The sequence below is a fragment of the Micromonospora sp. NPDC092111 genome (genome assembly GCF_044755745.1).
Classification (GTDB): Bacteria; Actinomycetota; Actinomycetes; order Mycobacteriales; family Micromonosporaceae; genus Micromonospora.
Genome location: NZ_JBIVRQ010000018.1, coordinates 43,899 through 66,140 on the forward strand (window position 1 = coordinate 43,899; position 22,242 = coordinate 66,140).

Consider the following 22,242-nt stretch of genomic DNA (forward strand, 5'->3'; position numbering starts at 1 on the left):
CCGCGCTCCCCGGCGCGGGAACCGGACCGCCCCGCCGAGGCCGGTCAGTCGGGGCGGTCACCGCCCAGCTCCACCGGCCAGGTGGCGGCCAGCCCGCTGAGCCGGGACGCCGCAGCCGCCGGGTCCGCGCCCCGACCGACCGCCACCCCGAGCAGGTACGCGGCGACCGGAGCGCCCGGCCGCAGCACCTGGTGGGCGACGTCCCTGGTCAGGTCCAGCACGGTCGGCACCGACACCTCGGCCGGGTCCAGCCCCAGCTCGGCGCAGGCCGCCGTGACCCAGTCGTCCATCACCGTCATCGCGTCCACTCCTCCGCCCGACGTACGTCCGAGTCAGTGTCGCAGTCGAACCAGGGCGGTGGGCCGTCGCCGGACCAGGCCAGGTCCCGCACCGTCAGCTCGCCGAGGAGTTCCCGCATCGACGCCCCGTCGAGGGTGCCGGCGCGGCGGGCCGCCACCCGGTCGAGCGCGGCGCGCAGTGGCGCCACCCGCCAGACCCCGCAGAGCGGCTGCCGCCGGCCCCCGTCGTCGAGCAGGCACACCCCGTCCGCCCCGCCGGTCAGGGCGGCGAGCAGGGTGCCCACCGCCGGCCGGGTGAGCAGCGGCAGGTCGGCGGCGAGCAGGGCGACGACGGTCGTACCGGGGTGGAGCAGGGCGAGCCCGGCCGCCGTGGCGGCCACCGGACCGCCGCCGGCCGGTTCCTCCCGGGTGACCAGGACGTCGTCGGGGAGCGACCCGGCCGGGCCGACCAGCACCCGGGGCGCGGCGTCGGCCACCGCGGCGAGCACCCGGTCGCGCATCGGCCGACCGGCCACCGGCACCGCCGGCTTGTCCCGCCCGCCCATCCGGCGGGCAGCCCCGCCGGCCAGCAGCACCGCCGCGTACGCCGTCACCCGGTCACCGTAGCGACTCCGGCCGGTACGGTCTGCACCCGTCGGCAGGGACGGTACGGTGGCCGTCGCCGTGCGGGTGGCCGGCCGGGCGGGGCAGGATGGCGGCATGGGACGGGCGACTGACCGGCGGATCGTGCTGCGGATCGACCTCGACGCGGCGGACGACGGGCGGGTCGCGCTGCGCCGTCCGGACACCCTGTCGGTGGAGGAGCCGCTGGAGATCCGGGTCGGGCCCGGTGGTCCGGGGCGGCGTCGCCCGTTGGCGGTGACCATGCGCACCCCCGGCGACGATCTCGACCTGGCGATCGGTTTCCTGCTGACCGAGGGGCTGATCCGCACCGACGCGGACGTGCGCACCGCCCAGCTCTGTGCCGGCGCGGAGACCCCGAACACCTACAACGTGGTCGACGTGGTGCTCGCCCCCGGCGTACCGGAGCCGGCCACCGACCCGACCCGGAACTTCTACACCACCAGCTCCTGCGGGGTCTGCGGGAAGGCCAGCATCGACGCGGTGCGGACCCGGTCCCGGTTCGCCGTCGCGGCGGATCCGCTCACCGTGCCGGCGAAGCTGCTGGCGGAGCTGCCCGACCGGCTGCGGGCGGCACAACGCGCCTTCGACCGCACCGGCGGCCTGCACGCGGCGGGCCTGTTCACCCCGGACGGCGAGCTGGTCGTGCTGCGCGAGGACGTCGGCCGGCACAACGCGGTCGACAAGGTGGTCGGCTGGGCGGTACGGCAGCGCCGGCTGCCGCTCACCGGGCACCTGCTGCTGGTCTCCGGCCGGGCCAGCTTCGAGCTGACCCAGAAGGCGTGGATGGCCGGGGTGCCGCTGCTGGCGGCGGTCTCCGCGCCGAGCACCCTCGCCGCCGAGCTGGCCGACGAGGCGGGCATGACGCTGGTCGGTTTCCTGCGCGGCCGGACGATGAACGTCTACACCGGTACGCAGCGCGTCACGCCCTGACCCCCCGCGACCGGCCGGCCGCACCTTCCCCGACGCCAAGTCCGGACGGCGGACTCACCCGCCCAGGTCCGGCCCTACGGCTCCCGGCTCCCGGCCTTCCCGAAGCTTGCGGTGAACAGCAGACCGACCGCGAGCACGCCCATGGTGACGGACAGTGAGCGCAGGATGCCGACGTGGTTCGCCAGGAAGCCGAGCAGTGGAGGCCCGGCCAGGAAGGCCGTGTAGCCGATGGAGGAGATGACGCCGACGCGGATGGCTGCGCGGCCCGGATCGTCGGCCGCCGCGCTGATGCCGAGCGGAAATCCCATCGCGGTGCCCAGCCCCCAGACGACGACACCGAACAGGGCCAGCAGCTCGTGCGGACCGAGGATCGTGATCGCGAGGCCGGCTATGGCGAGGACCGCGCTCGCGCGGGTGACGAGCCGCGCACCGTGCCGGTCGACCAGCGGCGGCCCGAACCACCGGCCGAGGGTCATCGCGGCGACGAACGTCGCGAAGCTCAGGGAGCCGGCGGCCACCGAGGTGTGATGACCCTCGATCATGGCGGACGCGAGCCAGTCGTTGCCGGTGCCCTCGGAGAACGCCATGCTCAGCACGAAGATGCCGAGGCCGAGGGTGCGGGGCTCGGTCCAGGCACGGAGGGCATCGCGGGTCGGGCGGTGCGCGGACGGCCGGGTGTCCACGGCCAGGTAGCCCCGGGTGGACAGGGGCACCGCCACGGCGACGAGGACCGCGACGCCCGCCAGGTGGGCGACGACCGGGACGTGCAGCTCGATGCAGGCCGCGGCGAAGCCCGCACCGAGGACGGTTCCGGCGCTCAGGGCGGCGTGGAACCGGGACATGATCGACGTACCGGTGCGCTGCTCGACGGTGGCGGCCTCGACGTTCATCGCCACGTCCCAGATGCCGGTACTCAGCCCGAGCAGCGCCAGCCCGCCGGCCGTGAGGGCCAACGTGCCCTGCGCGCCGATGCCGGCCAGGCAGAGCCCGACCGCGCTGGTCAGGCTGGCCGCGGCCACCGCGTGGCGGGGTGTGGCGCGCACCACGAACGGTCCCGCCACCATCAGCGACACCATCGACCCGATGGGCAGGGCGAGCAGTAGCAATCCCAACTGTTGCGGGTTCAACTGGAGCTGCGCCTTGACGCTCGGGATGCGGGCCGCCCAGGTCGCGAAGATGAACCCGCCGCTGCTGAAGGCCAGGTACACCGCCATGGTGGCGGCGCGTACCGGGGACCTGCCGGGTGCCTCGACGGGGCGGGCGGTCATCCGACCGTCCCCGGTACGAGACGACGGACCGAGTCCCTGAGCTTCTCCGCGTCGACCGGTCGGGTGGACAGCGTCGCGTGCAGGATCAGCCCTTCGATCAGCGCGTCGAGTGCCTCCGCGGTGTCGGGATCGAAGTGTCGCCGGAGCGAACGGCGGGTGCTGTCCATCCACGCCTGCGTGATCACCCGGAGTCGGGGGTTGCGGGCCGCCGCGGCGTACAACTCGTAGGCGAGGACGGCGCTGCGCTGGTTGTCGGCCAGATCGGCCAACATCGCGTCGACGACCTTCGGGCGGGCGTCGGTCCCCGGCTCGATCGCCGCCAACTGCGCGTCGAACGCCGCCGCGGCCGTCTCCGCCAGGTGGGTGAAGGCCGACGTCAGAAGATGTTCGAGGCTGGCGAAGTGGTAGGTGACCGACCCCAGCGGCACGTCGGCGGCGGCAGCCACCCGCCGGTGGGTCGTTCCGGCCACACCGTGCTCGGCGATGACGTCCAGCGTGACTTCCACCAGCCGTTGGCGTCGATCCGGCTCGTACCGGCGGCGGACCCTCCCGGCCGGCCGCTGCCCGGTCATCTGTCGTGGACCGACCGGATGACCCGAGCGGGGTTACCCACGGCCACCACGTCGGCGGGAATGTCCTTCGTGACGACCGCGCCGGCGCCGATCACCGAGTTGTCACCGATGGTGACACCGGGACAGATCACCGCCATGCCGCCGATCCACACGTTGTCGCCGATCGTGATCGGCAGGGCCGCCTCCCACTTGGCGCGGCGCAGCTCCGGGTCGATCGGATGGGTCGGCGTCAGCAACTGCACGTTCGGACCGATCAGCACATCCGCACCGATGCGGATCTGCGCCACGTCCAGGGCCATCAGCCCGAAGTTGACGAACGTCCGGGCGCCGATGTGGAGGTGGGCACCGTAGTCGACCTGCAAGGGGGGACGGATCTCCACCTCGGCGCCGAGTGATCCCAGCAGCCGCTCCAGCAGCGCCCGGCGGCCCTCGGAGTCTCGCGGATCGCTGTCGTTGAACGCCGTGGTCAACACCATCGCCCGACGCATCTCGGCTTCCAGTTCCGGGTCGGCACCCCGGTAGAGGTCGCCGGCGAGCATGCGCTCCCGCATGGATCGCGGGTCATCCTCCACAAGATCAAGAGAACTCATGCGTACGATCGTACGCAGTACGGACGATCGTACGCAACGGTGCTGTCCGGTGTCGCCGAGGGCTCGGCCGCTCAACGCCGGCGGCGGGTACGCCGCCGTCGGCGCACCACGCCCACCTCCCCCACCGCCGGCCAGCCGTCCAGTTCGGCCGGCGGCACACCGCGCCGGAGCAGGTCGTCGAGGATCTGGGCGAGGGTGTAGTCGGGGTGGGCGGCCAGCGCCCGTTCCAGTGCCACGGCGGCGAGCGCCCCCTGCCCGGCCCGCCAGGCGGCGAAGGCGAGCAGGCTGGCCGGCGCGGCGATCAACTCCGGCTCGGCCCGGCGCAGCACCTCCGCCCAGAGGGCGATGTCCGCCTCCCGACCGTCGGTGCGTTCCCACGCGTGGTCCCGGACCGGCAGGTGGGTCAGCAGCAGCGTCAGCCAGGCCACCTCGTCGTCGGTCAGCGGCTCGCCCCGACGGTGCCGACGCCGCGCCGCCCGTACCGCCGCCACGCCGGCCGACCGGACGGTGTCGCCGCCGAGCACGTCGTCGGCGGGGGCCGACTCCAGCAGGCCGAGCAGCCGTCGCTCGGCGAGGTCGCCGGCCCGGCGCATCGCGGCCCGGTCGACCCCCTCGGCGGGGGTCACCTGGGCGGTGAGCGCCGCCCGGTCGGGGAGCGCCACCTGACCGGCGAAGACGGCGGCGGCGGCGACCTGGCTGGCACCCGCGTCGTACGGGTTGCCGTCGGGTGGGCAGCACTCCGGCTCGGCGCAGAGGTACGACCAGTACCGGCCGTCGGTCACCCGCAGCGCGTCGAGCACAGCCAGCCCGGCGGCGGCCAGGGCCGCCCGGACGGCGTCGACCGCCGGGGTGACCCGCCCGGCCGGGCCGTACCCGACGACGGTGGCGGACTCGGCGTCCTGCCGGCTGAGGACGTCGCCCAGATGCCGGGCGGGCAGCTCCGGATCGGTGCCCCGGTCGGGCAGGTCGGCGCGGGCGGCGAAGACGATCCGCCGGCCGCGCATCGCCACCACCACGACGCTGTCGGTGGGGTGGAAGCCGAGCAGGTACGGCACGGCGGCGATCAGGTCGGCAGGGGAGCGGACGGTGAGCCGGGGACGGTCGGTCGCGTTCATGCCGGCAGCCTGCGACGCCCGGGAACCGGCCGACAGACCCTGTGGACGACACTCCGGTCATCCACAGATACGGAGAGTGTTGATGCAGGTCCCCGCGTTTCGCAAGGGGGTGAGCTGACGACCTGGCCCACCGGGGCCGGCGGAAGCGGCTACCTTGCGCTGATGGACCTGGCGTACCTGCGGGCGCACCCGGAGCACCTGCCCACCTTCCTGACCCACCAGCGGATCCGGGAGACACCGGTGGCCGGCGGGAGTAGCTGCGCCGCCTCCCGGCTGACCCTGGACGACGGGCATTCGGTCTTCGCCAAGACCTGGCCGGAGCGGGCCGACCGGCCGGTGCCGGAGGGCTTCTTCGCCACCGAGGCCGCCGGGCTGCGCTGGCTGCGGGAGGCCGGCGCGGTGGCCGTACCGGAGGTGGTGGTGGCGCTGCCGGAGCTGCTGGCGCTCGACTGGGTCGACCCGGGCGAGCCGACGCCGGAGGCAGCCGAGCGGTTCGGGCGGGAGCTGGCCGGGACGCACCGGGCCGGCGCGCCCACGTTCGGCGCACGGTGGCCCGGCTTCATCGGCGCGCTCCCCCAGGACAACACCCCCGACGACGGGCCGTGGCCGGACTGGTTCGCCCGGCGGCGGCTCCTGCCGTACCTGCGGATGTCGGTCGACGGCGGCGCGCTCGGCGGCCCGGAGGCCGCGCTGGTCGAACAGGTGATGGCCCGGATCGGCGAGGTCGGCGGCGACGAGCCGCCGGCCCGGCTGCACGGCGACCTCTGGCCGGGCAACCTGCTCTGGGGCGACGACGACCGGGTCTGGCTGGTCGACCCGGCCGCGCACGGCGGCCACCGGGAGACGGACCTGGCCCAGCTCGCGCTCTTCGGCGGCCCGCCGCACCACGACCGGATCCTGGCCGGCTACCAGGAGGTGTGGCCGCTCACCGACGGCTGGCGGGCCCGGGTGCCGCTGCACCAACTGCACCTGCTGCTCGTGCACACCGCGCTGTTCGGGGCGGCCTACCGCGAGGCGGTCGCCGGAGCCGCCCGGGCCGCGTTGCGCGGCACCGACCGCGCTACGGTCGACCGATGACCGCCGCCCCGACGACCGACGGCCGCCTCGTCGACCGGTACCGCCGGGTCGCCCGGGACCTGCGCGTGTCGCTGACCGACAAGTGCAACCTGCGCTGCACCTACTGCATGCCGGCGGAGGGGCTGCCCTGGCTGGCCGGGCCCCGGTTGCTCGATGACGACGAGATCGTCCGGCTGGTCCGGGTCGCCGTGCGGCGGCTCGGGGTGACCGAGGTGCGGTTCACCGGCGGTGAGCCGCTGATCCGCCCCGGGCTGGTCGGCATCGTCGCCGCCGTGGCCGCCCTCCACCCCCGCCCCCGGATCTCGCTGACCACCAACGGCCTCGGGCTCGACCGGCTCGCCCCGGCGCTGCGGGACGCCGGGCTGGACCGGGTGAACGTGTCGCTGGACACCCTGGACCGGGAGCGGTTCGCCGCGCTGACCCGGCGGGACCGGCTGGCCGACGTGCTCGCCGGCCTGGCCGGCGCGGCCACCGCCGGGCTCACCCCCGTCAAGGTCAACTCGGTGCTGATGCGCGGGGTGAACGAGGACGAGGCGCCCGCGCTGCTGCGCTTCGCCGTCGACCACGGCTACGAGCTGCGGTTCATCGAGCAGATGCCACTGGACGCCCAGCACGGCTGGGACCGTACGACGATGGTCACCGCCGACGAGATCCTCACCTCGCTGGCCAGGGAGTTCACCCTGACCGCCGACCCGGCCGGGCGGGGCGCGGCGCCCGCCGAGACGTGGCTGGTCGACGGCGGACCGGCCCGGGTCGGGGTGATCGGGTCGGTGACCCGGCCGTTCTGCGGCGACTGCGACCGCACCCGGCTCACCGCCGACGGCCAGGTCCGCAACTGTCTCTTCGCCACCGAGGAGTCCGACCTGCGCGGCGCGCTGCGGGCCGGCGCGGACGACGCCGACCTGGCCCGGCGCTGGCGGGCCGCCACCCTGGGCAAGCGGGCCGGGCACGGCATCGACGACCCGACCTTCCTGCAACCCGCCCGCCCCATGTCGGCGATCGGAGGCTGACGTGGAGGTCACCGTCCGCTACTTCGCCGGGGCCCGGGCCGCCGCGGGCCGCCGCGAGGAGGCCGCGCCCGCCGGCCGGTCCCTGGACGACCTCCTCGACGAACTCGCCCACCGGCACGGCCCCCGACTCGCCGCCGTGCTCCAGGTCGCGAGTTTCCTGGTCGACGGCGGGACCTGTCATGATCGTCAGACACCGCTGCCGGCCGGGGCCACGATCGACGTGCTGCCCCCCTTCGCGGGCGGCTGAGGAGGCTGGCGTGTTGGCGATTCTGGCGTTCGTGGGCACGCTGGCGCTGATCACCGGGCTGATCCACCTCTACCTGTGGAAGCGGCTGGTGAAGGACACCACCGGCCCGGGTCGGTGGCGGCGGGTCGGCACGGTCGTCGCGCTGGTGCTGGCGCTGCTCGTCCCGGCGACGATGGCCGGCACCCGGGTGGCCGGCGCGTTCTGGCTGGCCTGGCCCGGCTACCTCTGGCTCGCGGTGATGTTCTACCTGCTGGTCGTCCTGCTGCTGCTGGAAGCGCCAATGGCGGTGGCGAGGCTGGTGCTGCGCCGCCGCACCACCGCCGCCGAGGCGACCACGGCCGCACCGGAGCCGGTGCTGGTCGGTGCGGCCGGCAGCGCCGACCCGCCGGCCGCCGAGCCGGTGGACCCGCCCGACCACGACGCGTCCCGCCGGTTGCTGCTCGCCCGGGGGGCGGCGATCTTCGCCGGCCTCACCGCCGCCGGGATCACCGGGTACGGCGTCCGCACGGCGATGGGTCCGCCGCAGCTCGACCGGGTACGCGTCCCGCTGGCCAAGCTCCCCCGCAGCATGGACGGCCTGCGCATCGCCACCGTCTCCGACATCCACCTCGGGCCGCTGCGCGGCCGGAAGCACACCGAGCGGATCGTCGCGATGATCAACCGGCTGGACGCCGACCTGGTCGCGGTCGTCGGTGACCTGGTCGACGGCTCGGTCGCCGAGCTGGGCGAGGCCGCCGAGCCGTTGCGTGACCTGCGCTCCCGGTACGGCAGCTTCTTCGTCACCGGCAACCACGAGTACTACTCCGGGGTGGAGGAGTGGGTACGCGAGGTCGACCGGCTCGGCCTGCGGGTGCTCCAGAACGAGCGGCAGGAGATCCGGGCCCGGGGCGGGGTGCTCGACCTGGCCGGGGTCAACGACGCCACCGCCGACGGCACCGGCCTCGCCGCTCCCGCCGACTACGCCGCCGCGCTCGGCGACCGCGATCCCGCCCGCCCGGTGGTGCTGCTGGCCCACCAGCCGGTGGCCGCGTACGAGGCGGCGAAGTTCGGCGTCGACCTCCAGCTCTCCGGGCACACCCACGGCGGCCAGATGGTGCCGTTCAACCTGGCCGTCAAGCTCCAGCAGCCGGTGGTCTCCGGCCTCGGCGAGGTCGACGGCACGAAGGTCTACGTCACCAACGGGGCCGGTTTCTGGGGCCCGCCGGTGCGGGTCGGCGCCCCGCCGCAGGTGACCCTCGTCGAGCTGCGCGCCCCATAGCGCGCCCGGCCGGCGGAGTCCAGCACCGGATTGCTCAGGTCACGCGTACGCGTGGCGGCGGGCGGGTAGTGGACCGGCCGTGACAGGATGCGGCGTGCCTCCGTTCAGCGCCGCTTCCCCCGGTGGCGTCCCGCCGTTCGTCGCGGACCTGCACATCCACTCGAAGTACTCCCGCGCGTGCAGCCGCGATCTCACCCTGCCCAACCTCGGCTGGTGGGCCCGGCGCAAGGGCATCGGCGTGCTCGGCACCGGGGACTTCACCCATCCCGCCTGGTACGACCACCTGCGGGAGACCCTGCACCCGGCCGAGCCCGGCCTCTACCGGCTGAGCGCCGAGGCCGAGCGGGACATCGCCCGGCGGCTGCCGCCCCGGCTGGCCGACGCGGCGGAGGCCGACCCGGTCCGGTTCATGCTGAGCGTGGAGATCTCCACCATCTACAAGCGGGACGACCGGACCCGCAAGGTGCACCACCTGATCTACCTGCCCGACCTGGACGCGGTGGCCCGGTTCAACACCGCGCTCGGGCGGATCGGCAACCTCGGCTCGGACGGCCGCCCGATCCTCGGCCTGGACTCCCGCGACCTGCTGGAGATCACCCTGGAGGCCAGCGGAGACGGCTACCTGGTGCCGGCGCACATCTGGACGCCCTGGTTCTCCGCGCTCGGCTCCAAGTCCGGCTTCGACGCCATCGCCGACTGCTACGCCGACCTGGCCGAGCACGTCTTCGCGGTGGAGACCGGCCTGTCGTCCGACCCGGAGATGAACTGGCGGGTCGGCAGCCTGGACCGCTACCGGCTGGTCTCCAACTCCGACGCGCACTCCCCACCGGCGCTGGCCCGGGAGGCCACCGTCTTCGCCACCGACCGGAACTACTTCGCCGTCCGGGACGCGCTGCGTACCGGTGACGGGCTGGCCGGGACGATCGAGTTCTTCCCCGAGGAGGGCAAGTACCACGCCGACGGGCACCGGCTCTGCGGCGTCAACTGGTCGCCGGAGCGGACCCGGGCGGCCGGCGGACGCTGCCCCGAGTGCGGCAAGCCGCTGACCGTGGGCGTCCTCAGCCGGATCGAGGAGCTGGCCGACCGGCCGACCGGGCACCGCCCGGGGCACGCCCGCGAGGTGACCCACCTGGTGCCGCTCGCCGAGATCCTCGGTGAGATCAACAAGGTCGGCGCCCGGTCCAAGAAGGTCGAGGGGAAGCTCAACGAGCTGGTCGCGGCGCTCGGCCCGGAGCTGGAGATCCTGACCACCACCCCGGTCGACGAGATCGGCCGGGTCGGCGGGGAGCTGCTCGCCGAGGGCATCGGCCGGCTGCGCCGGGGCGACGTCCGCCGGATGCCCGGCTACGACGGCGAGTACGGCGTGATCACGCTCTTCGACCCGGACGAGTTGGGCGGGGCCGGCGGGTCGACCGGGCAGGAGACGCTCTTCGACGTACCGGTGCCGGCGCAGCGCACCCCGCCGGAGCCGGCGGCGAAACCGAAGGCCAAGCGCCCGGCGGCGGCGAAGGCCGAGCCGAGGCGGAAGCCCGCGCCGACCCCGCCGCCTCCGCCGATCGCGCCCGCGCCCTCCCCGCACGAGCCGTTCGAGCCGATGCTCGCCGGCATGGAGGAGGTGGGCACCGGCCTGCTGGACCGGCTGGACGCGATGCAGCGGGTGGCGGCCTCCGCGCCGGGTGGCCCGCTGCTGATCGTGGCCGGCCCGGGCACCGGCAAGACCCGGACGCTGACCCACCGGATCGCGTACCTCTGCGCGGAGCTGAACGTCTTCCCCGAGCAGTGCCTGGCGATCACCTTCACCCGGCGGGCCGCCGAGGAGCTGCGGCACCGCCTCGACGGGCTGCTCGGCCCGGTGGCCGAGGACGTCACCGTCGGCACCTTCCACTCCCTCGGGCTGACCATTCTGCGCGAGAACGCCAGGGCGGCCGGGCTCCCCGAGGGCTTCCGGATCGCCGACGACGCCGACCGTTCGGCGGCCCGGGCGGAGGCCGGCGACGACCAGGCCCGGTACACCGCGCTGCTGCGCAAGCAGGACCTGGTCGACCTGGACGAGTTGCTGACCCTGCCGGTGGCGCTGCTCAACGGCGACCGGAAGCTGGTCCGCGACTACCGCGAACGGTGGCGGTGGATCTTCGTCGACGAGTACCAGGACGTCGACGCCGTCCAGTACGACCTGCTGCGGCTGCTCAGCCCCGCCGACGGCAACCTCTGCGCGATCGGCGACCCGGACCAGGCGATCTACTCGTTCCGGGGCGCCGACGTCGGCTACTTCCTGCGCTTCTCCGAGGACTTCACCGACGCCCGGCTGGTCCGGCTGAACCGCAACTACCGGTCGTCGGCACCGATCCTGGCCGCCGCCGTCCAGGCCATCGCGCCGTCGTCGCTGGTCCGGGGCCGCCGGCTCGACCCGGCCCGGCTCGACCCGGAGGCCCCGCTGGTCGGTCGCTACCCGGCGGCGTCCGTCGCCGACGAGGCCGACTTCGTGGTACGCACCGTCGACGACCTGGTCGGCGGGCTCTCCCACCGGTCACTGGACTCGGGACGGATCGACGGCCGGTCGACCACCCTGTCCTTCTCCGACATCGCGGTGCTCTACCGCACCGACTCGCAGGCCGCCCCGATCGTGGACGCCCTGACCCGGGCCAACATTCCGGTGCAGAAGCGCTCGCACGACCGGCTCCGCGACCGGCCCGGCGTCACCGCGATCGCCCGGGAGCTGCGGCACGCCGACGGCCTCGGCGGTGGCCTGCCCGCCCGGGTCCGCCTCGCCGGGCAGGTGCTCGCCGAACGGTTCGCCGCCCCCACCCTGGACGGCTCCGGCATGGTCCGCCCCGAGGACGTCCGCACGGCGGTGGACCTGCTCGCCCCGCTGGCCCGCCGCTGTGGCGACGACCTGGAACTCTTCCTCTCCCAGCTCGCCACCGGCGCGGAGGTCGACGCGCTGGACCCGCGCGCCGAGGCGGTCACCCTGCTCACCCTGCACGCCGCGAAGGGACTGGAGTTCCCGGTGGTCTTCCTGGTCGGCGTGGAGGACGGCCTGCTGCCGCTACGCTGGCCCGGCTCGACGCCGGACGACGACGCGGTCGCCGAGGAACGGCGGCTCTTCTTCGTCGGGCTGACCCGCGCCCAGGACCGGCTCTACGTCAGCCACGCCGCCCGCCGGGTACGACACGGAACGGAACGGGACTGCCGACCGTCGCCGTTCCTGGACGTGGTCGACCCGGGGCTCTTCGAACGGTTCGGTGAGGCCGAGCCACGTCGCCCCCGAGACCGCCAACTCCGCCTCATCTGACCACCTCCGTGGGTGGGTCAGGTGAGCAGGGTCGCCAGCCAGGCACCGGCTAGCAACGCCGGGCCGAACGGCAGGGCGGTGTCCCGGCGGATCCGCCGCGCGGCCAGCAGCCCCAGCACCAGTACCCCGTTGAGCAGGTGCGGCAGAAGCAGGCCGAGCCAGAGGGACGGCCAGCCCAGCCAGCCCAGTAGCAGGCCGAGCGCCGCTGCCAGCTTCACGTCGCCGAAGCCGAGCCGGGACCGGGGCAGCAGCGCCAGCACCACGTACAGGGTGAAGGAGAGCGCGGCTCCTGCCAGCGCGAGCGGCAGGCGGCCGGGCGTGCCGGCGGCGACGGCCGCCCCGGTCAGCGCGACACCGCCACCGAGCGCCGCCCCGCCGACCAGCGGGTCAGGCAGGCGCAGGCAGCTCAGGTCCACCACGGCCAGCACCAGACCGAGGGCCGCCACCAGCAGGAACGCCGGCAGGGCCGGGTCCGGCCCCAACGCGACGGCCAGTCCGCCGAAGACCACCGCCCCCACCACGGCGACCACGGCCGGCGGGCGATCGGCGGGTGGGGTGGGGGCGGGTGGGAAGCGGCGGGCGATCCGGGGGGTGGCGAGGCCGGCCAGGGCGCCGAGGGTCGCGGCTGCGGTCACCAGGCCGACGGACACGGCCCTCGACGTTACCGGCGGGACGCGCCGGTGGCTGCCCCGCGAGTGGCCGGCCGCCGGGGCCGCTCGGTGGTCACCACCAACGCCACGCCGGCCACGATCACCGCGCCGCCGAGCATCACCTGGGCGGTGATCGGCTCGGCGACCAGCAGCGCGCCGAGCGCCACCGCGACCACCGGGTTGACGTAGGCGTACGTGGCGGCGAGCGAGATGGGGGCGTGGGCCAGCAACCAGACGTACGCGGTGAACGCCACCAGTGAACCGGCCACCATCAGGTACGCCAGGGCGAGCCAGGACCGGGTGGTGACCTGCGCCGGGGAGAAGCCGCGCAGTTCACCCCGGGCCAGGGCCAGCACGGTGAGCGCCGCCGCGCCGGCAACCATCTCGTGCACGGTGGCGACGAACGGGTCGGCGGGCATCCGCAGGCGTCCGGAGAGGAAGGAACCCACTGACCAGCAGGTGGCCCCGGCGACCACGGTCAACGCGCCGGCCAGCGGCACCGCACCGATGCCGCCCCGGGGAAGCACCAGCAGTACCAGCCCGAGGAAGCCGAACGTCACCCCGGCGAAGGTCCACCCCCGGGGCCGGTCCCGGGTGACCGTGCGGAGCACCACCACCAGCAGGGGGACGGTGGCTACCAGCAGCGCGGCGATCCCCGACGGCACCGCCACGCCGGGCGGACCGGACTCGGCGAGCACCACCAGGCCGTTGCCACCGGCGAGCAGCAGCACGCCGACCAACGCGGCCGAGCCGAACTGCCGCCGGTCGACCCGCAACGCGCCCGGTCCCCGGCGGATCCGCAGGACGACCGCCAGCACCAGCGCGGCCGTGGCGAACCGGGCAGCGGCCGAGCCGAGCGGCGGCATCGACTCCACCGCGACCCGGATGCCCAGGTAGGTGGAGCCCCACAGCACGTAGACCAGGATCAGTGCGGTCCAGATCAGGGCGGGTCGGGCGGGTGTCGCGGCCGAGGAGGATGAGGTCATCGCTGGACCACGCTACGGTGACCACGTCGTCGGCGTCCCTCCCGGGTGGCCGGCATCTCGGCACGCGCGGGCGGGAGGACGGTCATGGCGAACTACGGACCACCGGGCGGTTCCCCGGAACCGTGGGGTGGACGGCGCACCGACGACCGGTACGGCACCCCGGCCGAGCCGTACGGGCGGGGCGAGCCCGGGCAGTCCCCGCAGCCGGCCGTCGTGCCGGGTCAGCCGGTCCCGCCACCCGCCGGGCAGCCCGCGTACCAGCCCTACGGCCAGTATCCGACGGAGCCGTACGGGCCGGGGTATCCGACGGCGGGGCCTGACGCGTACCCCGGCAACCCGACGCCGAAGCGCGGCCGGGGCACCTTGGTCGCGGTGCTGGCCGTGCTCGCGGTGCTGCTGGTCGGCGGTGCCGGCACCCTCTGGTACCTGCTGGGGCGGGACGACGATCCGGCGTCCACCGCCGGTCCGGCGCTGCCCACCGCACCGCCCGAGCCGAGTGCGGCGACACCCGAGCCGGCGTCCACCACCCCGGCGCCCGCCTCGTCGGCCGACCCCCGGTTCGTCAAGGCGGGGCAGTGCGTCCGCAACGAGGGCCCGGCCGGCGGCAAGCCCAAGCTGCTGATCACCGAGTGCGCCCCGAAGACGTACGAGGTGCTGCGCCGTTTCGACGGGGCGACCAGTGGTGAAAGGGACGCCGAGGCGAAGTGCGGCAAGGTGGAGGGCTACACCAACTGGTACTTCTTCGACAGTGAACTGGACACCCTCGACTTCGTCCTCTGCCTGAAGCAGCGCTGAGCCCACCCCTGGGGGAGAGAATGTCATCCTTCGGCCCACCCGGCTCCGGCCGACCCGACGACGATCACCGGCCGCCGACCTCCGACAACGAACCACCCACCGCGCCCATCCCTCGCCCCGAGCCCGAGCCACCGACCGCCCCGATCCCGGGCGCGGCCGAGCCGCCGACCACGCCCATCGCGCGGTACGAGCCCGAGCCGCCCACCGCCCCGATCCGGCAGGACGCCGCCGAGCCACCCACCGCCCCCGTCCCGTACGAGCCGGCCGAGCCACCCACCGAGCCCATCTCGTCCGGCCCGACCGAGGCACCGACGGCCCCCGTTCCGAGCGGCCCGGCGGAGCAGCCGACCGCCCCGATCGCCAGGCCGCCGGTGGAGCCGCCGACCGCGCCGATCACCATGCCACCGGCAGAGCAGCCGACCGCGCCGATCGCCAGGCCACCGGCGGAGCCGCCGACCGCGCCCTTCGCGGTCGGCTCGGCCGAGCCGACCGCACCGATCCCCCACCCGACCACCGGGCCGCCGACCGCGCCGCTGCCCTCCTCGGGCACCGGCTATCCCCCGACCACCGCGATGCCGTCGTCGGGTGCCGGGTACCCACCGCCGCCGTCCTCCGGGGCGGGCTATCCACCGCCGGACAGCTACCTGCCGCCCGCCGGGCTGCCGGACCCCTCCTCGGGCGCCGGCTACCCGCCACCGGGGCCGTTCCCGCCGGCCGGACCGACCGCCGCACCGGCCGCCAGCGCGTTTGGCTCCTCGTCACCGTCGTCACCCGTCGGCGCGTTCGGCGCACCGCCACCGTCGACCGGGTACCCGGGCCAGCCCGCGCCGCCACCGCCCGGCTTCCCGGGGCAGCCCGCACCACCGCCGCCCGGGTTCCCAGGGCAGCCCGCACCGCCACCACCAGGGTTCCCAGGGCAGCCCGCGCCACCGCCGCCCGGATACCTGGCCCCGGCCGAGCCACCGAGGAAGGGTCGGGGTGGCCGGATCGCGCTGATCGTCGGGCTGGTGGTGGTCCTGCTGCTCTGCCCGTGCCTCGGGGTGGCCGGCTGGTTCGTCCTGACGGCGGCCAAGGGCGACGACCCGTCGCCGGTGGTGAGTAGCTCGGCCGGGCCGGCGCCGAACGAGTCGGCGGAGCCGACCACCGAGCCGACCACCGCCGCGCCGACCCCGAGCCGGGGCGACCAGATCGCCAGGGGCGACTGCGTGGTCAACGACGGTACGGCCAGCGACGCCGACCTGCGCAAGGTGCCCTGCGGTCCGGGCACGTACGAGGTGCTGCTCCGGATCCCGGCTACCACGGACGGGGACCGGTGCGAGACGTTGGCACCCCAGTCGAACGCCAACTACGTGCACGACAACTCGGTCGACCTCTTCGACTACGTGCTCTGCCTGAAGAAGCGCAGCTAGTAGACGAATCTGGGGCTGTCTAGCATCCACGCTAGACAGCCCTAGTTTTGTGTCGAGAGCCGGAGACACGCCGGTAGCCCCATCTACGCATCTCTAGTCCGACGGCTAGACGGCCCGATACTGTGCGATGCGTGGATCCGGTCCGCAACCCGTACGCCCCGGGCGCCGGTCAGCGCCCGCCCGAACTCGCCGGGCGGGGGCGGGAGCTGGACGTCTTCGACGTGGTGCTGGAACGGATCGCCCGGGGCCGCCCCGAGCGCAGCCTGATGCTCACCGGCCTGCGCGGCGTCGGCAAGACCGTCCTGCTCAACACCCTGCGCTCGCAGGCGATCAACCACCTCTGGGGCACCGGCAAGATCGAGGCCCGGCCGGACCAGTCGCTGCGCCGGCCGGTCGCCGCCGCACTGCACATGGCGGTCCGCGAGTTGGCCCCCCGACACCGCGCCCCGGACCGGATCGACGGCTTCCTCGGCGTGCTCAAGGCGTTCGCCCAGCGCGGCACGCCGACCACCGGGCGGGCCGGCACCGCCCCCAAGCTGCGCGACCGCTGGCAGCCCGGCATCGACGTACCGGCCAGCAGTGGCCGGGCCGACTCCGGTGACATCGAGATCGACCTGGTGGAGCTGCTCACCGACGCGGCGGCGGTGGCCGGGGACGTGGGCACCGGCATCGCCGTCTTCATCGACGAGATGCAGGACCTCGGCGCGGAGGACGTCTCGGCGCTCTGCGCCGCCTGTCACGAGCTGTCCCAGCTCGGCGCACCGCTGATCGTGGTCGGCGCGGGTCTGCCGCACCTGCCGGCGGTGCTCAGCGCGGCCAAGTCGTACTCCGAGCGGCTCTTCCGCTACCAGCGCATCGACCGGCTCGACCGGATCGCCGCCGACCAGGCACTCTGCGCGCCGGCCGAGCGGGAGCAGGTCGAGTACGAGCAGAAAGCCCTCGACCTGCTCTACGAGAAGTCCGGCGGCTACCCGTACTTCGTCCAGGCGTACGGCAAGGCGACCTGGGACCACGCGCCCCGCTCGCCGATCACCGACGCGGACGTCCGGGTCGCCGCGCCCGAGGCGGAGGCGGAGCTGGCGGTCGGCTTCTTCGGCTCCCGCTTCGAGCGGGCCACCCCGGCCGAACGCGAGTACATGCGGGCCATGGCGACCCTCTCCCTGGTGGCCGGGGAGGCCGACGGCGGTGGCCGGGACGACATGGACGCCGCGGTGCCGACCGCCGAGATCGCCCGGGCGCTGGGTCGCAAACCGGCCAGCCTCTCCCCGGCCCGGGACGCCCTGATCAAGAAGGGGCTGATCTATTCCGGGGAACGCGGCACGGTCGCCTTCACCGTCCCGCACTTCGGCCGCTACCTGCGTACCCAGCCGGCCTGACGGTCCCGACGCGGCGGGTGCCCGCAGCGCCTGGCGGCGTCATCGCCCCGGCGGCACCGGCCACCTCACCGAACACCCGGCCGCCGGATCAGACCCGGGACCAGGGCGGCGGGAAGACCACCTCGCCCCGGGGCGGCGCCGGCGCGTCGCTGGTCTCCGGCGGCAGCACCAGCGCCTGCCACGGCTCCCCCAGGCCGGACCACGGGCTGGTCAGCCCCATCCGGTCCGCCCGGGTGAAGCCGAACCGCCGGTAGTACGCGGGATCGCCGAGGACCACCACCAGCCGCTCGCCCAGCTCGGTCGCGGCCTCCAGGGCGGCCTGCACCACCGCCGTGCCGTGCCCGACCCGTTGCCGGTGCGGGGCCACCCCGACCGGCCCGAGGGCCAGGGCCGGGGCACGGACGTCGTCGACCTCGACCCGGACCCGGCTGAGCAGCGCGTACCCGACCACCTCACCGCCGTACTCGGCGACCAGGGCGAGGGTGGGGAGCCACGCCCCGCTGCCGCGCAGCTCGTCCACGAGCGCGACCTCACCCGGGACGGTGCCGTCGGGACGGGCGAAGGCGGCAGCCAGCACCCGGCGGACCGGGCCGGCGTCGGCCGGGCCCTCGGGACGCAACCGCAGGGTCGTCACCCGCGCGACGTTACCGGTAGTGGCCGGTCCATCAGCGACGGTCGCTCTGTTCGGCGTGGCGCGGCGTCCACGTCGGCCGATCCGGATCGGCCGTTGCCGGGGTAGCGGCAGCCCCGACGGGGTATGACTGATCCATGAAACCCGTGCGCTCCCTCGCCCGTGTCATGTTGAGCGGCATCTTCGTGGTCAGCGGCGCCCGCAACCTCCAGCACCCCCAGCGGCTGGTCCCGACCGCCCGGCCGGTCACCGACCGGGTCGCCCCGTTGATCCAGCGGGCCGCCCCGCAGCTCCCCACCGACACCGAGACGCTGATCCGCGTCAACGCGGCCGTGCAGCTCACCGCCGGCCTGCTGCTGGCCACCGGGAGGTTCACCCGGCCGGCCGCGCTGGTGCTGGCCGGCACGCTGGTGCCGACCACCGCCGCCGGGCACCCGTTCTGGCGCAACGACGACCCGGCGACGCGGACCAACAACCAGATCCACTTCCTGAAGAACCTCGGGCTCCTCGGCGGGCTGCTGCTCGCCGCCGCCGACACCGAGGGCAGGCCGGGCCTGCGCTGGCGGGCCGGCCATCGCATCGGCCACTCTCGACGTTCGGTCAGCCGGGCGGTGCGCACCGCCCGGCGGGAGGCCCGGATCGCCGTCCGCTCGGCCTCCGCCGCCCGCCGACTGCCGGGCTGACCTGCTTCGATACGACCATCACCCCCCGCAAGGCCGCGAATTACCTGAACCACCCGACACCCGTTAACGCGGTGGAAATGTCAAAAACATGTGTGGGATCGGACACGGTCGCATAACGCGGGAGGCAGCAACGTGAGGCGCCGTTCTAGGCTCCCTACCGGACCTGGACGGGTAGGACGACCTTGGTACGGGGGTGGCCACGCCATGCCGACAACCGTCGGTAGACGTGCGGACCGCCTCGCCCCAGTCCGTCGCGCAACGCGTGGGATCGATCGTAGGACAGTCGTACGGACCGGCATCGTGGCCGCCGTCGCCTATGCCGCATGGCTCGCCATCGGTGCTTTCGGGCGGCCGTACAACTTCTTCGACATGAAGATCTACCACGGCGCGGTGGTGTGGTGGGCGAGCGGTCACGAGCTCTACGAGTTCATCGCGCCCACCACCACCCTGGGCTTCACCTACCCGCCGTTCGCCGCGCTGGCCATGCTGCCGATGGCCCGACTGCCGGTCGAGACGGCCGGCTGGACAAACGCGGCCGGCAGCATCGCCGCCCTGGCGGTGGTGCTGGCCGCCCTGCTGCGCCCGATCGTGGACCGGCTCGGCTGGCCCCTCTGGTTCACCGTCGGGATCGCGACGCCGATGGCCGTGGCCATCGAACCGGTCCGGGAGACCCTGGGGTACGGCCAGGTCAACCTGCTGCTGTTCGCGCTGATCATGGCCGATCTGGTCGGGCTGCGCTGGCGCTCCCGGCGGGGCACCCACGGGCGGTCCACCGACGGCCCGTTCCTGCGGCTGCTCTACAGCGGCTCCTGGGCGGGCATGGGCATCGGCCTGGCCACCGCCGTCAAGCTGACCCCGGCGCTGTTCATCGGCTACCTGCTGATCACCCGGCAGTGGCGGGTCGCCGCCACCGCCGTCGGCACCACGATCGGCGTCACGCTGGGCAGCTTCGCGCTGGTCGGCACCGAGTCGCGGGCCTACTTCGGTGGGGTGCTGTGGCAGACCGAGCGGGTCGGCGCGGCGGACATGACGCCCAACCAGTCGCTGGCCGGGCTGCTGGCCCGGCTCTACGACTCGATCGAGACGCCCGGCCTGCTCTGGCTGGCGTTCTCCGTGCTGGTCCTGGCCCTCGGGCTGTCCCGGGCCGCGAACGCCCGCGCCGACGGGGACGAGTTGACCGCGTTCACCCTGGTCGGGCTGACCGCCAACGTGATCAGCCCGATCTCCTGGACGCACCACCTGGTCTGGGTCATCCCGGCGATCATCGTGCTCGCCGACGCCGCCGTACGCCGCCGCGAGGCGAGTCGGGGCCTGTCCCCGCGTACCGGCCAGCAGTCCTTCGGCGGGCCGCCCGGGGTGAGCGGGCTGCGCCCGCCGATCTGGTACCCGACGCTGACCGGCCTGCGGCACGGCGTCGCGGCGGTCGGGCTCTACCTGCTCTTCCTGATCTCGCCGATCTGGCCGTACGAGCACAAGCTCCCCGAGGTGTCGCACTACCAGGACGGGCTCCTCGGCGCGCTGCTGGAGAACTCGCTCGCGCTGGCGCTGATCGTGCTGGTCGCCGCGCTGCCGTGGCGGCCCGGCGCCGAACCCGCCTTCTACACCGACCGGCTGGCCCGCACCGCCGCCACGGCCGGCCGCCGCTGACCCGTCGGCCGCCCGGCGCCCCGGTCAGGGGCAGTTGACCCATTCCTCCGTGCCGTCGGCGAAGACCTGACGCTTCCAGATCGGCAGCCGCGCCTTCACCTCGTCGACCAGCCGGGCGCAGGCCGTGAAGGCCGCCGCGCGGTGCGCGGTGCTGACCGCCGCCACCAGCGCCACCTCGCCGATGTCGAGCCGACCGATCCGGTGCGACACGGCCACCGCGTACACGTCGGGGTCGGCGGCGACCTCGGCGGCGACCTCGCGCAGCACGTCGACGGCGCTCGGGTGGCCCTCGTACTCCAGCAGGGTGACCGGCCGACCGTGGTCGTGGTCGCGGACCACGCCCTGGAAGGAGACCACCGCGCCGGCCCGGCGGTCGGCCACCGCCGCCTCGTGCGCGACCAGGTCCAGCGGCTGTTCGGTGACCGCGAGGACGACCGTCGGCGGGCGGACGGTCACCACGTGCGCTCCCCCGGCAGCAACGGCAGCGGTACGACCGGCACCCGCGCCCCGACCTCGCCGGAGGTGCCGGGCCGGATCACCGCGAACCCGTCCGCGCCGGCCAGCCCGCGCAGCATCGCCGAGCCGACGTGCCGGACCGGGTACGCGGTGCCGGTGGCCCGGTCCAGCCGGACCAGGGCCAGGTGGGTGTAGTCGCCCCGGCCGGGTACCGGCTCCGCGAGGGTGGCCTGGGGCAACGCCGGCATCGGGCGGCCCTGTAGACCGGCCAGCAGCGGCGCGACCAGCGACACCAGCGCGACGATCGCGGACTGCGGGTTGCCGGGCAGCCCGGCGACGAACCGGACCCGCCCGTCGGCGTCGGCCAGCCGGGCCAGCAGCATCGGGAAGCCGGGCCGGACGGCGACGGTGTTGACCACGTGGTCGGCGCCGAGCGCCGCCAACGCGGGGTGCAGGTGGTCGACCGGGCCGTGCATGGTGCCGCCGGTGGTGCAGACCAGGTCGGCCACGGCCAGCGCGCCGCGCAGGGCGGCCACGTGGGCGGGCAGGGTGTCGGCCACCGGGCCGACCACGTCGGAGGGGCGGACCTGGCAGCCGTAGCGGCGCAGCCAGGACGGCACGGCCGGCCCGAGGGCGTCGCGCACCCGGCCGGCGCCGGGCGGGCCGACGGTGAGCAGTTCGTCGCCGAAGACCAGCAGCGCCGCCCGGGGCTGCCGGCGGACCCGTAGCTGGTCGTGGCCGCAGGAGGCGGCCAGCCCGATCAGCGCCGGGTCGACGGGGGTGCCGGCGGGCAGCAGCTCCTCACCGGCCGACGCCTCCTCGCCCGGCTCCCGCCACTCCGGAGCGGCGCGGGGCGTGCCGGTCACCCGCCCGTCGGCGGTACGGCCCGACTCCTCGATCCGCAGCACGGCGGTCGTCCCGGCGGGGACCATCGCGCCGGTGGCGATCTCGACGGTGGTGCCGTCGGCGGTCAGCGGCCCGGGGGTGTTGCCGGCCAGCACCCGCCCGACGACGTCCCACGGGCCGGCCCCGCGCACCGCCCAGCCGTCGACGCTGGAGGTGGGAAAGGCGGGCAGGTCGGTACGGGTGGTCAACGGCTCGGCCAGGGTGTGCCCGTCGGCGTCGGCCAGCGACCGGTCGACCGGGGGCAGGGCGGCGGCGAGGCCCACCGCGTACACCCGGGCGCGGGCCTCCTCCCAGCCGGCCGGCGGCGGTGCGGCGACCTGCGCCGTGGCGGCGGTTTCCGTGCTCACCGGGCTGACCCTCCGTTCGGGACCGGACACGGGGGGTGGGCCGTGTTCACCCCGCGAGCCTATCGCCGCCGCAC

Annotated in this window: 23 protein-coding genes; 11 read left to right on the forward strand and 12 right to left on the reverse strand. The window is 74.8% G+C overall.

Annotation, left to right across the window (positions count from 1 at the left end; all coding sequences use genetic code 11):
* Positions 1 to 44: 44 nt before the first annotated feature.
* Complete coding sequence (locus ACIQG9_RS25945; protein WP_400407261.1) at positions 45 to 299, reverse strand: DUF6457 domain-containing protein; 255 nt, start codon at positions 297 to 299, stop codon at positions 45 to 47.
* Positions 296 to 1,000: a molybdenum cofactor guanylyltransferase gene (locus ACIQG9_RS25950; RefSeq protein WP_400407263.1), complete on the reverse strand. Its 705-nt coding sequence runs from the start codon at positions 998 to 1,000 to the stop codon at positions 296 to 298. Before ACIQG9_RS25950 ends, ACIQG9_RS25945 begins: the two co-directional genes overlap by 4 nt.
* On the opposite strand from ACIQG9_RS25950, the gene fdhD reads away from it, so the two are divergent.
* Positions 999 to 1,853, forward strand: a complete 855-nt coding sequence (gene fdhD, locus ACIQG9_RS25955; protein WP_400407266.1) for a formate dehydrogenase accessory sulfurtransferase FdhD — start codon at positions 999 to 1,001, stop codon at positions 1,851 to 1,853. The genes ACIQG9_RS25950 and fdhD overlap by 2 nt on opposite strands.
* 74 nt (positions 1,854 to 1,927) lie before the next feature.
* Here the strand turns inward: fdhD and ACIQG9_RS25960 are convergent, their stop codons facing one another.
* The 4 genes from ACIQG9_RS25960 to ACIQG9_RS25975 form a co-directional block, all read right to left on the reverse strand.
* The gene (locus tag ACIQG9_RS25960) at positions 1,928 to 3,121 is read right to left on the reverse strand and encodes an MFS transporter (RefSeq protein ID WP_400407269.1); all 1,194 of its coding nucleotides are present in this window, start codon (positions 3,119 to 3,121) and stop codon (positions 1,928 to 1,930) included.
* Positions 3,118 to 3,693: a TetR/AcrR family transcriptional regulator gene (locus ACIQG9_RS25965; protein ID WP_400407271.1), complete on the reverse strand. Its 576-nt coding sequence runs from the start codon at positions 3,691 to 3,693 to the stop codon at positions 3,118 to 3,120. Before ACIQG9_RS25965 ends, ACIQG9_RS25960 begins: the two co-directional genes overlap by 4 nt.
* Complete coding sequence (locus ACIQG9_RS25970) at positions 3,690 to 4,283, reverse strand: sugar O-acetyltransferase (RefSeq protein ID WP_400407275.1); 594 nt, start codon at positions 4,281 to 4,283, stop codon at positions 3,690 to 3,692. Before ACIQG9_RS25970 ends, ACIQG9_RS25965 begins: the two co-directional genes overlap by 4 nt.
* 71 nt (positions 4,284 to 4,354) lie before the next feature.
* Complete coding sequence (locus ACIQG9_RS25975; RefSeq protein ID WP_400407278.1) at positions 4,355 to 5,398, reverse strand: DUF4192 domain-containing protein; 1,044 nt, start codon at positions 5,396 to 5,398, stop codon at positions 4,355 to 4,357.
* 162 nt (positions 5,399 to 5,560) lie between these two features.
* Between ACIQG9_RS25975 and ACIQG9_RS25980 the strand changes: the two genes are divergently transcribed.
* The 5 genes from ACIQG9_RS25980 to ACIQG9_RS26000 all read left to right on the forward strand — a co-directional run bounded on the left by ACIQG9_RS25980 (position 5,561) and on the right by ACIQG9_RS26000 (position 12,282).
* A complete protein-coding gene (locus tag ACIQG9_RS25980) occupies positions 5,561 to 6,475 on the forward strand; it encodes a fructosamine kinase family protein (protein WP_400407281.1) in 915 nt (304 codons plus the stop codon).
* Entirely contained in the window at positions 6,472 to 7,485 is a 1,014-nt protein-coding gene (moaA, locus tag ACIQG9_RS25985) for a GTP 3',8-cyclase MoaA (protein WP_400407284.1), read from the forward strand. Before ACIQG9_RS25980 ends, moaA begins: the two co-directional genes overlap by 4 nt.
* Before the next feature lies 1 nt (position 7,486).
* Positions 7,487 to 7,732 carry a MoaD/ThiS family protein gene (locus tag ACIQG9_RS25990; RefSeq protein WP_400407288.1) on the forward strand — a complete coding sequence of 82 codons (246 nt, stop codon included), beginning with the start codon at positions 7,487 to 7,489 and terminating at the stop codon, positions 7,730 to 7,732.
* Between the two features lie 10 nt (positions 7,733 to 7,742).
* Positions 7,743 to 8,990: a metallophosphoesterase gene (locus ACIQG9_RS25995; RefSeq protein WP_400407291.1), complete on the forward strand. Its 1,248-nt coding sequence runs from the start codon at positions 7,743 to 7,745 to the stop codon at positions 8,988 to 8,990.
* 94 nt (positions 8,991 to 9,084) lie between these two features.
* Positions 9,085 to 12,282 (forward strand): UvrD-helicase domain-containing protein, encoded by a 3,198-nt coding sequence (locus ACIQG9_RS26000; protein ID WP_400407294.1) that lies wholly within the window; start codon positions 9,085 to 9,087, stop codon positions 12,280 to 12,282.
* Positions 12,283 to 12,299: 17 nt separating this feature from the next.
* Here the strand turns inward: ACIQG9_RS26000 and ACIQG9_RS26005 are convergent, their stop codons facing one another.
* Positions 12,300 to 12,932, reverse strand: a complete 633-nt coding sequence (locus ACIQG9_RS26005) for a prepilin peptidase (RefSeq protein WP_400407297.1) — start codon at positions 12,930 to 12,932, stop codon at positions 12,300 to 12,302.
* A gap of 11 nt (positions 12,933 to 12,943) precedes the next feature.
* Positions 12,944 to 13,918 carry an EamA family transporter gene (locus tag ACIQG9_RS26010; protein WP_400407299.1) on the reverse strand — a complete coding sequence of 325 codons (975 nt, stop codon included), beginning with the start codon at positions 13,916 to 13,918 and terminating at the stop codon, positions 12,944 to 12,946.
* Between the two features lie 84 nt (positions 13,919 to 14,002).
* Between ACIQG9_RS26010 and ACIQG9_RS26015 the strand changes: the two genes are divergently transcribed.
* Positions 14,003 to 14,713, forward strand: coding sequence for a flagellar basal body protein FliL (locus ACIQG9_RS26015; protein ID WP_400407301.1), 711 nt, complete (start codon positions 14,003 to 14,005; stop codon positions 14,711 to 14,713).
* Between the two features lie 64 nt (positions 14,714 to 14,777).
* On the opposite strand, the gene ACIQG9_RS26020 is transcribed toward ACIQG9_RS26015, so the two are convergent.
* Positions 14,778 to 15,263: a hypothetical protein gene (locus ACIQG9_RS26020; protein ID WP_400407303.1), complete on the reverse strand. Its 486-nt coding sequence runs from the start codon at positions 15,261 to 15,263 to the stop codon at positions 14,778 to 14,780.
* 442 nt (positions 15,264 to 15,705) lie between these two features.
* Here ACIQG9_RS26020 and ACIQG9_RS26025 point away from each other — a divergent pair, with 442 nt between their 5' ends.
* Positions 15,706 to 16,122 carry a hypothetical protein gene (locus ACIQG9_RS26025; RefSeq protein ID WP_400407400.1) on the forward strand — a complete coding sequence of 139 codons (417 nt, stop codon included), beginning with the start codon at positions 15,706 to 15,708 and terminating at the stop codon, positions 16,120 to 16,122.
* Between the two features lie 131 nt (positions 16,123 to 16,253).
* Positions 16,254 to 17,498 (forward strand): AAA family ATPase, encoded by a 1,245-nt coding sequence (locus ACIQG9_RS26030; protein WP_400407306.1) that lies wholly within the window; start codon positions 16,254 to 16,256, stop codon positions 17,496 to 17,498.
* An 88-nt stretch (positions 17,499 to 17,586) separates the two neighbouring features.
* Here the strand turns inward: ACIQG9_RS26030 and ACIQG9_RS26035 are convergent, their stop codons facing one another.
* Positions 17,587 to 18,132 (reverse strand): GNAT family N-acetyltransferase, encoded by a 546-nt coding sequence (locus ACIQG9_RS26035; RefSeq protein WP_400407309.1) that lies wholly within the window; start codon positions 18,130 to 18,132, stop codon positions 17,587 to 17,589.
* A 134-nt stretch (positions 18,133 to 18,266) separates the two neighbouring features.
* Between ACIQG9_RS26035 and ACIQG9_RS26040 the strand changes: the two genes are divergently transcribed.
* A complete protein-coding gene (locus ACIQG9_RS26040; protein WP_400407311.1) occupies positions 18,267 to 18,812 on the forward strand; it encodes a DoxX family protein in 546 nt (181 codons plus the stop codon).
* A 204-nt stretch (positions 18,813 to 19,016) separates the two neighbouring features.
* Positions 19,017 to 20,459, forward strand: coding sequence for a glycosyltransferase 87 family protein (locus ACIQG9_RS26045; protein ID WP_400407314.1), 1,443 nt, complete (start codon positions 19,017 to 19,019; stop codon positions 20,457 to 20,459).
* A 24-nt stretch (positions 20,460 to 20,483) separates the two neighbouring features.
* Here ACIQG9_RS26045 and ACIQG9_RS26050 read toward each other — a convergent pair whose 3' ends face one another.
* Entirely contained in the window at positions 20,484 to 20,915 is a 432-nt protein-coding gene (locus ACIQG9_RS26050) for a molybdenum cofactor biosynthesis protein MoaE (protein ID WP_400407317.1), read from the reverse strand.
* Positions 20,912 to 22,168, reverse strand: a complete 1,257-nt coding sequence (locus ACIQG9_RS26055; RefSeq protein WP_400407319.1) for a molybdopterin molybdotransferase MoeA — start codon at positions 22,166 to 22,168, stop codon at positions 20,912 to 20,914. The genes ACIQG9_RS26050 and ACIQG9_RS26055 overlap by 4 nt, the downstream gene beginning before the upstream one ends.
* Positions 22,169 to 22,242 lie beyond the last annotated feature (74 nt).